This window comes from Prosthecobacter sp., from assembly GCF_020439865.1.
GTDB lineage: Bacteria > Verrucomicrobiota > Verrucomicrobiia > Verrucomicrobiales > Verrucomicrobiaceae > Prosthecobacter.
This window is the reverse complement of sequence record NZ_JAGRPF010000006.1, coordinates 88,221-101,152: the sequence shown is the minus strand read 5'-3', so window position 1 is coordinate 101,152 and position 12,932 is coordinate 88,221. Positions and strand designations below refer to the sequence as shown.

9 protein-coding genes are annotated in these 12,932 nt (G+C 59.8%); all 9 read right to left on the bottom strand.

What is annotated here, in order from left to right:
• Positions 1 to 1,446 (bottom strand): hypothetical protein (locus KDL09_RS00510; RefSeq protein ID WP_294380219.1); only part of this gene is annotated, 1,446 nt, incomplete at its 3' end.
• Positions 1,443 to 2,900, bottom strand: coding sequence for a sulfatase (locus tag KDL09_RS00505; RefSeq protein ID WP_294380218.1), 1,458 nt, complete (start codon positions 2,898 to 2,900; stop codon positions 1,443 to 1,445). The genes KDL09_RS00510 and KDL09_RS00505, both read right to left, overlap by 4 nt.
• 4 nt (positions 2,901 to 2,904) lie before the next feature.
• On the bottom strand, positions 2,905 to 4,377 hold the full coding sequence (locus tag KDL09_RS00500; RefSeq protein ID WP_294380216.1) for a sulfatase-like hydrolase/transferase: 1,473 nt from the start codon (positions 4,375 to 4,377) through the stop codon (positions 2,905 to 2,907).
• A 338-nt stretch (positions 4,378 to 4,715) separates the two neighbouring features.
• Positions 4,716 to 6,134: a DUF1501 domain-containing protein gene (locus KDL09_RS00495; RefSeq protein WP_345781057.1), complete on the bottom strand. Its 1,419-nt coding sequence runs from the start codon at positions 6,132 to 6,134 to the stop codon at positions 4,716 to 4,718.
• Entirely contained in the window at positions 6,131 to 8,455 is a 2,325-nt protein-coding gene (locus KDL09_RS00490) for a PSD1 and planctomycete cytochrome C domain-containing protein (RefSeq protein WP_294380213.1), read from the bottom strand. Before KDL09_RS00490 ends, KDL09_RS00495 begins: the two co-directional genes overlap by 4 nt.
• A gap of 178 nt (positions 8,456 to 8,633) precedes the next feature.
• The gene (locus KDL09_RS00485) at positions 8,634 to 8,837 is read right to left on the bottom strand and encodes an FAD-dependent oxidoreductase (protein WP_294380221.1); all 204 of its coding nucleotides are present in this window, start codon (positions 8,835 to 8,837) and stop codon (positions 8,634 to 8,636) included.
• Between the two features lie 82 nt (positions 8,838 to 8,919).
• Positions 8,920 to 10,944, bottom strand: a complete 2,025-nt coding sequence (locus tag KDL09_RS00480) for an FAD-dependent oxidoreductase (protein WP_294380212.1) — start codon at positions 10,942 to 10,944, stop codon at positions 8,920 to 8,922.
• A 5-nt stretch (positions 10,945 to 10,949) separates the two neighbouring features.
• Positions 10,950 to 11,747 (bottom strand): glycerophosphodiester phosphodiesterase family protein, encoded by a 798-nt coding sequence (locus tag KDL09_RS00475; protein ID WP_294380209.1) that lies wholly within the window; start codon positions 11,745 to 11,747, stop codon positions 10,950 to 10,952.
• Complete coding sequence (locus KDL09_RS00470) at positions 11,744 to 12,898, bottom strand: sialidase family protein (RefSeq protein ID WP_294380207.1); 1,155 nt, start codon at positions 12,896 to 12,898, stop codon at positions 11,744 to 11,746. The genes KDL09_RS00475 and KDL09_RS00470 overlap by 4 nt, the downstream gene beginning before the upstream one ends.
• Between the last annotated feature and the right edge of the window lie 34 nt (positions 12,899 to 12,932).

The window sequence follows — 12,932 nt, the reverse complement described above, 5'->3', positions numbered from 1 at the left end:
CACCGCGTAGGGTTCGGAAATGTCGTGGGTTGCCTCAATCGCCTCGCCATTGAAGGTGGCCGTCCATTCAGTTCCAATAAGGCTCTTATCGGTTTGAATACGGATACGCGCGTCGCTCTTCCATCCACCTGTGGGTGCGGCAAGGTCGAAGTTGAACTTCGCCAGCTTGTTCAGCTCGATTTTCCTCGGCACGGGCAACGGCTTGGCGCCAGGAGAACGCCAGCCGGAGGCGATGAACCAGTGCTGCGGCTCGCTTGCGAGCTCCTTCGGGTCACGCAAAGCCTTGAGCGCCTCAAACGGCGGCTCACCGAATTCGCCACGACCTTCGCCTTGGCCATGCTGGCGATAGTAGGCGAAGTTGAAGAGACTGACACCATCCGCACCTCGCGCATAAGCGAGATGCGCGCTCGTGTGCAGATGTTCGCGAGTTGCGCGACGAAACGGAAAGACATCGTAGCCCGCCTGCACCTTGTCTCCTTTCCACAGCGTGTGACAGAGCTCAAAGTAGAGCGTCGCGCCCTGGGCCTGCTTGCGAATCGTGGCGAGATCATGCTGCTGGGTGGTGAAGTAATGTGCGGAGGCGTTCACCATATCGAGACCGGCGGCGACGAGCGCTTTCAAGTCGAGGCCGAGTTCATCCAAGGCGGTCAAGTAGCACGGCACACGGGCGCAGAGCCACTTTTTCGGCCCGAGGAGCTTGCGCACGTCTTGGACGAAGTTTGTCATGATGACGCGGCGTTGCTCGATGGGCGTTTCAGGTCGGAAGTAGCTGTAGAAGCGCAGGAAATCGAGTTCGAGGCCGTCGAGGTCGTAGTTGTTGATGAGTTCGCGGAGCATGTCGAGCTTCTGCGCACGCACTTCGGGCTCCGCCCAGTTCAAAACGAGATCGGCACCGCGTAGCGAGCCACGTTTGATGCGGTGCTCGGGGTGCTCGGCATACCAGCGCGTGACGCTCATGCCGATGCTGCTGCCCGGTTTGTCGCCGGGTTTGGGATCGACGAACTCTTTGTGATGCGCGTCGTTCATGCGCAGCGAGATGAAGGCCGCCTCACCCTTCGCACGACAGCGGTCGATGAAGCGATGCACGATGTCGCCGCCATTGAGCACGAACTGGCTGAACGAATCCGGCTTCTGCCCGTAGCGCTGTTTGATCCATGCAAAGTGCTCCTTCAAATCGATCACCTTGCTCGGCCACAGCGGAACCACGCCGAGTCCAGGCTGGAGAAAATGTGCGTCCACCAAGCCCGCGACCTCATCAATCGACGCATCGAGCATTTCCGGCCGAAACGGCTCCCGTGCGGCGTGAAACGGACTCACGCAGGAAGTGATGTTCGTGAGATCGTTGCTGTAGATGACGCGAAAGGGCGCTTTGGGTCGCGGGTCAGCCGCACCGAGTGGCAACGCGGCCGCTACGGACGCAGCTTGAATGAATTGACGCCGGTTCATGGAAGCGCGGCTTTCCATCCCGCTTTGAGCTGCTCGGCGAGCTGTTTCACTGTCTCCGCATGCGCGGGATCGCTGGCGATGTTTGTATTCTCGTGAGGATCGTTCATTTCATCATAGAGCTCGATCCCGGCGGGCTGCTGCTTCAAATCATGCCACTCGGTGTAGCGCCAGCGGTCCGTGCGGATGCTGCGGCCCATGTAGGGCGGCTTGCCGGTGCGCAGATACTGGCTGAAGACCGCCTCCTTCCACGGCTGATCCGGTTTGTCGGTCAACGGCGCAAAGCTGGTTCCCTCGAGTTGCTTCGGCAGCGAAAGGCCGCATAGCTCTGCGAGCGTCGGATAGATGTCCACGAACTCCACCAGCGCCCGGCTGCGCCGTCCGGCAGATTTCTGCTGCGGCCGGCAGACGATCAATGGCGCGTGAGTGCCGAGTTCGAAATTCGTCATCTTCGTGAAGATGCCGTTCTCGCCGAGATGGTAGCCGTGATCGCCCCACAGGATGATGATCGTGTTTTCGCGCAGACCGAGGCGGTCGAGTTCGTCGAGCACACGACCCACCTGCGCATCCATGAAGCTCACACAGGCGCGATAGCCACGGATCAGATTCAGCGCCATCTCATCCGGGATGCCGCCCTTTGGCGGCACGGTGCCGTAGCTGCGCAGTTCATACCAGTTATGTAGCGCAGGTTCGGGCACGTTCTTCGGCGGGTAGTAGTTGACCGGCAGCTTGATCGTGTCCGCCGGATAGAAGTCCCAGTATTTCTGCGGACAGGTGAAAGGCAGATGCGGCTTCACAAAGCCGACCCCAAGGAAGAACGGCTTCCCATCGGTTTTGAGACGCTGCAGCGTTTTGATGGCCTTCACAGCGGTCTGACCGTCGGGATAAACATCATCGGGTTCGTTGGCTGCCTCGAAGGGAGCTGCGCGCAACTGTTTCGGCTGCTTGTTCTTCGGCAGCGCCTTGAGCTTCTTCACGTAGTCCAGCGATTCCTTGGTGAGCCAGTGCTTGTAGGGTTCGCCGTGATACCACGCCGGTTCGCTCCATGATTGCGGATCGTCACCCGGTTCACGCTCGCTGTGATGGAAAATCTTGCCGAGCGATAGGGTGGTGTAGCCGTTGTTTTTGAAATGCTGCGGCAGCGTGACGACATCCGGCATGTTTGGTCGGAGGAAGTGCTGGTTGTCGAACACGCCCGTCGTATCCGGCCGGCATCCGCTGAGCAGGCTGTTACGCGAAGGATTGCAAACAGCGACCTGACAATAGGCGCGCTCAAACAAAAGACCGCTCGCCGCGAGTTTGTCGATATTGGGCGACTGGATATGCTTCGCACCATAACAACCCAACTCTGGGCGTAGATCATCGACGGCGATGAAGAGAACATTCAGCGGCGCTGCAAACGACGAAATCGAAAGCGAGAACGCAGCAGCGGAAAGTGTCAGCAGAAAACGGAGCATGGGATCATCGGGATTTCTTTTTGGCTTCGGCCTCACGCAGCCGTTGGACTTTCGGTTTGTACCCAGCGGAGAGGTTCACCTGCGTGGAGCGCAGATGAGTGAGCAGCTTTTCACGCATCTGGTTCAGCGTATCTCGATGCTCAGGCACTTCAGCGAGGTCATGCTGCTCCAGCGGATCGTTTTCGAGATCGAAGAGGTATTCGCGTTCCTCGTCTGCCCAGTATTTGAAATGCCCATCACACGCCATCATGCGCAGCGGTGCCTTGTCACCGATTTCACTGACCGCGATGGGGCGAATGAGTTGTCGCTGTCCTGTAGCGATCGGAAGTAGCGATTTGGCAAAACGTCCCGGCGTGAGCTCACCCTCGACTGCTTCCACGATGGTGGGATACACGTCCATCATCTGCACGGGTGCCTTGCTGCGACCGGTTTTCACGTGACCGGGCCAGCGCACGAGCAGCGGCACACGCGCGGACTCCTCATAGAAGCGGCCCTTCGTCAGATAGCCGTGCGCACCCATCATCTCGCCGTGGTCGGAGGTGAAAATGACCAGCGTGTTCTCCCACGTGCCTCGCGCTTTCATCGCTTCGACCAGACGCCCGACGCAATCGTCGACCAGCGCCATCTTGCCGAGGTAGTTCGCCAGCATGCGTTTGGTCTTCGCGTGATCGAGCGCGTGGCCGTCGCGCAAATAATGCTCTGGCACGCTCTCAGGGAGCGTGAGAGTTTCCGGGTCGAACATCGTCGCGTAATCGCCCGGCGCATCGAGCGGAGGATGCGGCGAATGCAGACTGACCACCAGGCACATCGGCTTTTCCTTCGACTGCTTGTGAATGAACTCGACCGCCAGTCCGGTGGTGAACCAGTCATGGTAATCCTCCGTCTTCGCCATGCTCGCCCGCGGTTCGAACTCGCCTTTCACATAGCGATCGTGCAGGTCATTCGCCACCGCCTCCAATTGTCCGATGTCGCGCAGATGCTGCGAGTAGGCATCGCGGCCCTTTGCTGAGTCGGGAGGACCGGAAATGTCCTCCACGTGATCCAGGCCGAGCGCTTTGAAAAATGCACCGCTGTTCTTGAAATCCTCGTGCCACGACGGCCCTGCAGTCCAGTGTGTCTTGCCGATCTGCGCCGTCGTGAGGCCCGCACGTTGGATATCTTGAAACATCGTCGCATCCTCCGACTTCGGAAAATAGCCTGACGCATTGCCCCAGATCTCGTGTCCCGCATTGTGCGGATACAGTCCCGTAAGCAGCGACACCCGCGCCGGCATGCATACCGGCGACGTGGTGTAACACGAATCAAAGATCATCCCCTCCTTCGCGATCTGATCGAGATGCGGCGTCCGCACATCCTTGTTATCCCAGCCGACATAGCGCGGATTCCACTGGTCGGCGATCAGGACGAGCACGTCCGGCTTGTTCGCAGCAAAGAGCGAAGAGCAGAGGGCAGAGAGGACGAGAAGCGCATGTCGCATGACGGTTGTGAACGTGGCACGGCCCGGATTGTGTCGCAGATTCGATGTCATTCCATCGTGAACCACGACGCAGTCATACCATCTCCGTTGACGAGACTCCCCTTGTGATTCGCAGCCCAGTCGTAGCACGCCTCCTTGGGTTCGAATACTTGCCATGCCACAGAATGACACGATCAGCTTCGATCTCTGCCTTCGCCCAAGTGAGCTTCCCATCCGCGCCTTCGACACCCAAGCCTTCCAGCGCGCTGTCTCCGGCCTTCAATCGATTGGCATAGGCAACGGCAAGAATCATTTTGCCGCATCAACCGTGAGCAAACCGCCAGGTTGCGCGGCGGTCATCACGCCAGAATGTCCTTCAACACCTTCGCCGGATCGACGCCGGTGAGCCGGAAGTCGAGACCTTGGGAACGGAAGGTGAGCTTCTCATGGTCAATGCCGAGCTGATGCAGGAGCGTGGCATGGATGTCGTGGACATGGGCCTGGTTCTCAACGGCACCAAAGCCAAACTCATCGGTCTCGCCATATTGCACGCCCGGTTTGAAGCCGCCGCCGGCGAACCACATGGTGAATGCGTCGATGTGGTGATTGCGGCCTGTGGACTCGCGCACCTCGCCCATCGGCGTGCGGCCGAATTCGCCGCCCCAGACGACGATCGTGTCGTCGAGGAGACCGCGCTGCTTCAGGTCGCGCACCAGCGCGGCACAGGAGCGGTCGATGTCGGCGCACTTCAGCGGCATGTGTTTTTCCAAGTTCTCCGTGACGCCGCCGTGATGGTCCCAATTGGTGTCGTAAAGCTGCACGAAGCGAACACCGCGCTCCACGAGGCGGCGTGCGAGCAGACAGTTGCGTGCGAAGGTGGTCTCCTTCGAGTCTTTGATGCCGTAAAGATCGAGCGTGGCCTTGCTCTCACCCTGGATGTCCATCAGTTCCGGCGCGCTGGTTTGCATGCGGTAGGCCATCTCATAGGCGTTGATCCGTGTGGATATCTCCTGGTCACCCGTTTCGACGAGACGCTTCAAATTGAGCTCACGCACGGCATTCACAACCTGGCGCTGCTGTTTCGCATCGATGTCCTTGGGAGAGGAGAGATTGACAATCGGATCGCCCGAGTTGCGCAGCGGCACGCCTTGATAGGTCGTTGGCAAGACACCGCTGCTCCATAACACAGCGCCGCCACGCGGTCCACGCGGCCCGCTTTGCAGGACGACGAAGCCGGGAAGATCATCACACTCGCTGCCGAGACCATAGGTGACCCACGCGCCCATGCTGGGACGACCAAACAGCCCGCTGCCCGTGTTCATGTAGAACTTCGCCGGTGCATGATTGAAGAGGTCCGTCTTGCAGGTGTGGACGAAGGCCAGTTCATCAGCGATCGACGCCGTGTGTGGCAGCAGATCGTTCACCCACGCGCCAGACTGGCCGTGTTGACGGAAGGCGAATCTTGTGGCGAGCAAGTTGGTGCGATGGCTGCTGTCCATGAAGGCAAAGCGTTTGCCCTTGGTAAAACTCTCCGGGATCGGCTGACCGTTGCGCTTCTGCAGTTCCGGCTTGTGCACGAACATGTCGAGCTGTGACGGTCCGCCCGCCATGAAGAGGAAGATGACGTTCTTCGCCTTCGCCGGGAAATGCGGCTTCCTCGGCGTCAGCGCATCCTCACGTGCCATGAGCTGCGAAAGCGCCATCGAGCCGACACCGACTCCGCAGCGGCTGAAGAAGTGACGACGAGTTTGGTGGAGAAGAGGATTCATGGCGTTCATTCGCGGGTAACGGTTTCGTCGAGGTTCAACAGCGTGCGGGCCGCGTTCAGAGAATCGAGTTTCTTCAAGACTGCGAGCTCTTCGGGCTTGGGCGCGCGAGCCGTGCATCGTTTGAATGCGGCGGCGAGGCCTTCCTTCTTGATGATCTGTTCCAACGCGCCGGCGAACTCGTAGAAGCCGGGGTCGTTCATCAAGGTGAGCGCTTGCAGCGGGGTGTTGCTGCGGATGCGGCGCGTGCAGCTGTTGAAACCTTCAGGCGCGTCGAAGACCGTCAGCTCCGGCGGCGGTGAGGCACGATAAACGAACGTGTAGAGACCACGGCGGTATTTGTCCTCGCCCTTGCTCACAGTCCATACGCGCTTCACCTGGCCCTGGCCCATCACACCATCAGGAATCGGCGGATACACCGGCGGGCCGCCGATTTTCGGCGAAAGCAGACCGCTCGCAGTGAGACACACATCACGCACGATCTCCGCATCGAGGCGCAGGCGTGTCTGACGGGCGAGCAGGTAGTTGTTTGGATCCTTTTCAATCAATTCGGGCCGGTTGGCGGAGCTTTGGCGATAGGTGTGCGACGTGACGATGAGGCGATGCAGCTGCTTGAGGCTCCACTTCTTCGCAAGGAACTCCTTTGCCAGCCAGTCGAGCAGTTCGGGATGAGAAGGCAGTGTTCCTTGTGATCCGAAATCGTTTTCCGTCTCCACGATGCCGCGACCGAAATACTGCTGCCATACGCGGTTCACGATCACGCGTGCTGTCAGCGGATTCTGCGGGCTAACGATCCATTTCGCGAGATCCAGGCGATTCGGCTGCGGATTGGTCGTCTCAAACGCATGCAGAACCTTCGGTGTGCCGGGCGTCACTTCATCCGCAGGACGCGTGAAGTCGCCTTTGATGAAGACCGTCGTCTTGCGCGGCTTCGGCAGCTCCTTGAGCACCATCGTTGTCGTGCCTTTGTTCAAAAGCGTGTCGAGTTCCTTGTAGCGGTCGTTCAGGATGCGCAGCGGATCGCTGGGCTGGGTGAAGACGGAGAAGATCACGACATTGTCGGCGAGCGAACGCTTCGCCACAGGCTTCGCGACTGCTTTCTTCACCTCGGCGGAGAGTTTGGCGCGAAAATCCGGTGCCATGTCCTTCTCCCACGCAGTTTCCTCGGCGTAGCGGTCCGTGATGAGCGTGGTTAGCCGCTTCGTGACGTCTTTGAACTCGGCGGTGAGCGCCTTCACATCCACCTTCGGATCGAAGACCTTCATCTCCGGCTCGTCCTGGTTGTTCAGGAAGGCGAACATGCGGTAGTATTCCTTCTGTTCGATGGGGTCGAACTTGTGATCGTGGCACTGCGCACAGCCGATGCTGAGTCCAAGCCACACGCTGCCGGTCGTTGCCACGCGATCAAAAACGCTGTCGATGCGGAACTGCTCCTTGTCGATGCCGCCCTCCTGATTGATCTGCGTGTTGCGATGGAAGCCGGTGGCGATGATCTGGCTCTCCTTCGCGTTCGGCAGCAGGTCGCCCGCGAGCTGCTCGATGGTGAACTCATCAAACGGCATGTTTTTGTTCAGCGCGTTGACCACCCAGTCGCGGAATTTCCAAATCTGCCGCGGCGCGTCGATGGAGTAGCCGTTCGAGTCCGCGTAGCGCGCCTGATCCAGCCACCAGCGGCCCCAGCGCTCGCCGTAGTGCGGACTTTTGAGCAAGCGATCCACCAGTGCGCGATATGCAGCGTCGGCATTCTTTGCGGAAGCCTTCACAAAGGCATCCACTTCGGACGGTGTCGGTGGCAGACCGGTCAGATCGAGCGAGACGCGACGAATCAACGTCGTGGCATCTGCGGCCGTCGATGGACTCAGGCCGTTTTGCTCCAGTTTCTTGGCGATGTAGTAATCTATGGGATTGGCGGTAGGCGGATGCAGGGCGGTGCTCTTCATCAACGGTTCAAAGGACCAATGACGCTGGTAGGTCGCGCCCTGCTCGATCCACGCTTTCAAGATCTCACGCTGCTTCGCATTGAGCGGCGGCTTGTGCGACTTCTCCGGCGGCATGAGATCGTCCTTGTCCTCGGTGATGATGCGCTGCCAGACATCCGATTTCGCCAGATCCCCCGGAACGATGCCACGCGAACCGTCGCGGTCTTCCGTCGCGCCTTCAAAGGTGTCCAGCCGCAGGTCCGCCTCGCGATGCTTCGGGTCGAATCCATGGCAGGCAAAGCAGTTCTCCGAGAGAATCGGCCGCACGTCGCGATTGAACTCGATCTTCACCGGTGCGGCATGGAGCGACGCGGTGATGACCAGGGTGAGGATGAACAGAATGGAGCGATTCATTGACGGTCAGATAATACGCTGGAAGGACGGCAAGTCTGGCGAGAGTATGGTCCCGCGAGGCGGGTGCTTTTCACCAGCCAGGTTGTTGCAAATGGATACCGTCGATGACATTGCACAGAATACCCACATTTCGGAATCTTGCGAAAGTGTCGGTGTCTGATCCACTGCTCAGCGAACGTCAAATCACAGACCACGCCAAGGTGCGCTGATAGAACTCACGCCGCAGGCCTCTGATCGTTTCCGTGGAGCCACCGTCGGTCATGCCAAGCCCGCCGCTGGTCATGCCGCCGAGCCGATGCGTGGAATTGATGAGCACGGCCCTATTGCCGTGGCGTGCCACTTCCACCGTGGCAATCACACCACCGCTGGCGCCGCCGTAGATGCAGACGTCCGAAGGTTTGTTTCAGCCGAGGGCAACGACTCAACGCCGACGAAGAGCACGGCAAACTTGCGATTCGTAAGCGCTACAGGGAAATCAACTGCACCGCATCGGCTCCCACGATGCCATTGGTGTCGCCGTTGGTGATGGTGATGACGGCGGGTTTGCTCGACTCAAAGCGGAACACGCCCAGGCTGAGGAAGAGCTTGTCGATGGGTGGCGCTTTCTTCTGGTTCACGCGAATCAACTCCTCGCCGTCGGCGTGCTGGAGCCGCACGGGGACGTTGCTGGCACGATTCGGCGCGGACGCATAAGACACACGGACCTCGTAGCGTCCGCTCGCGGGCACTTTGAGGGTGTAGCGAATGCTTAAGGCTCCCTTCTCCGCATTCGCATCGTGCACACTCGCGCCGTCGACGGGATTTCCGTAGCTGCTGCCGGTCCAGTGACCGGTTTTCTCGGCCTGCTGGTCGTCCATGACAATGCCGGGCAGCTTGGCGGAGCGCGGCATGTTTGCGAGTTCGGCGAGTTCGAGCACGGCGTTTTGTTCGAGGAGTTTCTTCCGAAGCGCCTGCACGTCGATGCCCTGCACGCTTTGTTTCGCATGGATCGCCTGCACGGCGGCGAGCCCCGAAGCCTGCCCGAGCGCCATGTAAACGGGCTCCATGCGGATCGAGCAGTAGGCGATGTGGCTGGCGGAGAGGCAGAAGGGCACGAGCAGGTTTTCGCACTCGGCACGCTTCGGCGTGAGACTGCGATAGGCGATTTGATACGGAAGCGCGGGCGTGTCCTGAAAGCTGCCTTCGTCGCGCACCGTGCCGTCATCGGCGAGGATGCGCTGCACGATGTGGCAATCGATGACGAAGGAGCCCATCGCGATGCCATCGTCTTTGAAGATGTCGGTCTGCAGATCCTTCTGCACCATCACGTATTCGCCGATCATGCGACGGCCTTCGCGAATGTAGAGTGCATAAGGCCAGTGGTTGTTGTCGGCGAACTCGTCTTTGCACAGGCCCCAGGAGTTCGTTTGATCGCGCAGTGACTGCGGCACGCGCTCGTCGTGACCGAGGAACCACAGCATGCCCTGCGTGAAGTCGATGTGATCCTGCCAGATGCGCGCACGCTTGGCGGCATCGCCATCCGGATAGTCGAAGTTCGCCCCTGGATAGTCGGTTGAGAAAAGCCCCTGCGCATTGAGGTCATACTTTCCGTGAGATGTCGAACCGACGTGAAACAGGCGGCCGAAGCGGATGCCGGGGAAGGTTTGAATCAATCGCAGCAGCAACTCGTAACGCGACGGATCGTAGTTCGCTGGTTTCGGGAACGGAACGAGGATGTCCGGGCGCTGGGTCACGCAGATGCGGAAGTTGTAGGCCTGCGTGCGATGATCTGCATCGCCGGGTTTCAAATCCGCAGCGGGATAGACACCGAAGATCGGCTTTCCATCTTTGCCAAGGCCGGAAATGCTCGCCGGCGTGCCATGGACGTAGCTTGGCCCAGTGCCGCCGATGCTCGGGCAGTCGCTCTCCATGACCTCGACCGTGCGCGGTCGGATTTCCATCGGGTGATAACCGGCGAGCGGCTCGCCATACTGCGCACTGCTTTCCCGTCCGACGATGTAGCTGACCTTCGCCGCTGCCATGAGGTCGCCCTCGTAGCTGGCATCGATAAACATCTTCCCTTCATAGGTGGTGCCATCGGCCGTGGTCAGGCTGGTGATGCGTGAGCCATCCTTCGTGATGCTTTTCAAAGCCTGTGCTGTAACAACCTTCACTCCCGCCTCCTTCACCATCGTCTGAAACGTGGCCATGTTCACACCCGGCTCCGCATACCACATCGTTGTGTCCGGTTTCGCCGCTGCCGCACGCGTGAAAAACTCACGCGGAAAGCCGCCGATCGTCTGCTCCTTGCCCACGTCTGAACGGCAAAGCCCGCCCGTGACCATGCCGCCGATCCATTTCGTCGGCTCGATCACCACCACCGATGCGCCCTCGCGCGCCGCGACGATGCCTGCGCTCAATCCAGCCGGCGTGCCGCCGTAGATGACGACATCGATCTCGATGGCGAATGCAGAAGTGTATAAGAGCAGCGCGGCGGTCAGGGATTTCATCCCGACTACTTAACTGGCTCGATGCCGAATTCACGCGCAATCGGCACCGCCGCCGCGAGATCATTCACGAGCGGGAAATCCACGCCCGCATTCCACTGGCGCCGCAGACCTTCGGGCGATTCATCGTGGTAGTAGTTCACGCGAACTCCGGCTTTCTTGAGGAGCTTCACAGCATCGACAGGCACCTCGCCCTTGCCGAGCAACTGGATGAACTGCGCCTTCATCGCGATCGTTTCCTCGGCGTAGACCATCGAACTGCTCTGACGTTCCATGTTGCAGATGAGGATGTCAGGAACGGCTGTCCGTGCAGCTTTCGCCGCATCCGCAGTGGCCGCGAGGAAGGCCTGATGCGTGCGTTCGGTCTGTGCGATGACTTTGGCTGTCGCAGCGCCGACATCGGCACCGCCTTTCAGATGGCAGTTGAGCCAGACATTCTTCGGGAACACCGCCAGTGCTTCTTCAAATGTCGGAATGCGAGTGCCAGCGAACTTCGCGTCCAGCTTGCTGCCTGCATCGAGCGCCTTGAGCTCCGCAAGCGTCAGATCGGCCACCTTGCCTTTGCCGTTCGTCGTGCGATCCACCGTGGCATCGTGCATGAGCACCAAAGCGCCGTCCTTCGTGAGCTGCACATCGAACTCGATCATCTGCGCACCGAGGCGAATCGCCTCGTTGAATGCGGGAATTGTATTCTCCGGATGCGTGCTCATGGCACCGCGATGCGCACAGAGCCCGCGTGCCGGCATGGCAATGTCATCGGCATGCAAAACCGCAACGCAGGTGAGAAAGAGAAGCAGATGTTTCATGGCGCAGTGATCCAATCCAGATTAAAACGGGCGCAGGCGATGTTGTCGGCCTGTTCGTAGAGGCAGAGCACCGTTCCGTCTGGCTGCACGGCGAGATCCGAGTAGGCGCTTGGACCTGCATCGAGCGTTTTGTTGACCGGCCACGTCTTGCCGTCGTCGCGGCTGAGCTTGATCGAGAGGTTCTGGCGCTTGCCGCGTCCTGCGGGTATCTCCTTGCCATCCTTGTCGAGACCGAGGCTGTGCGGATTCGAAAAGACGAGCGTTCCCGGCTTCGACGGGTGCGCCACGATGCTGGCCATGCAGATGGGTTCCCAGAGCTGCTCGTGGAAGACGGGTTTGCTCCAACCCGTGGCGCCATTCGGGCTGATGGTGATGATCTTGCGGTTCGGCTTCGAGACGCTGCGCGTGACGAGCATCACGCTGTCATCGGCTAAGGTAGCGAGCATGGTCTCGTTCGGATTCTTGAACTCGCCCTCGTTCGGAACGGCGAGATCGCCCGCCTTCCAGGTCTTGCCATGGTCATCGCTGTAGATCGTCGCGGCGGCGGAGGGAGAATGATCGCCCGTCTCGCCATACGCGAGCCAGATCGGCACGACGAGCCGACCGCTTTTGAGCTGAATGCCGTGTCCAGGGCCTGTGGCGATGACTTTCCAGTCGTAGTGTTTCCGAAACGGCTCAAAGGTCGCCGTGATGTCCACGGGCGCACTCCAGGTGAGGCCGTCGTCGGTGCTGCGCATGGAGTAGCAGCGGGCGTAGTTGATGCAGTAGAGAAACTCGATCGCGCCGGTCTCGTGATCGACGATGGCGATGGGATTGTTCACCGTTTGCTCGTGCTCACCACCTTCTTTCTTCCGAGGATTGCCTTCGAGACGATCGCCGAAGTGGGCGATGTGTTTTCCCGCTTCCCAGGTCTTCCCACCGTCCGTGGAGCGGCGCAGGTGAATCTCGATTTCGCCCCAGTCAGAGGAGTTGTTCTTCCGCGCCTCGGAATAGGCCAGCACGGTTCCCTTGGCCGTCACAACGATGCCGGGAATGCGGTAACGAGCGACTCCGTTCATGCCAGCGGGGAAGACATCGGTCTTTTCGAGCAGCGGCTCCGCGTGAAGGCCCGTAATGAAGAGAAAAAGTGGGAGGAGGAGTCGAGAGAACATTGTGGTTGGATTGGGAAGAGGCTTCGATTGCCAA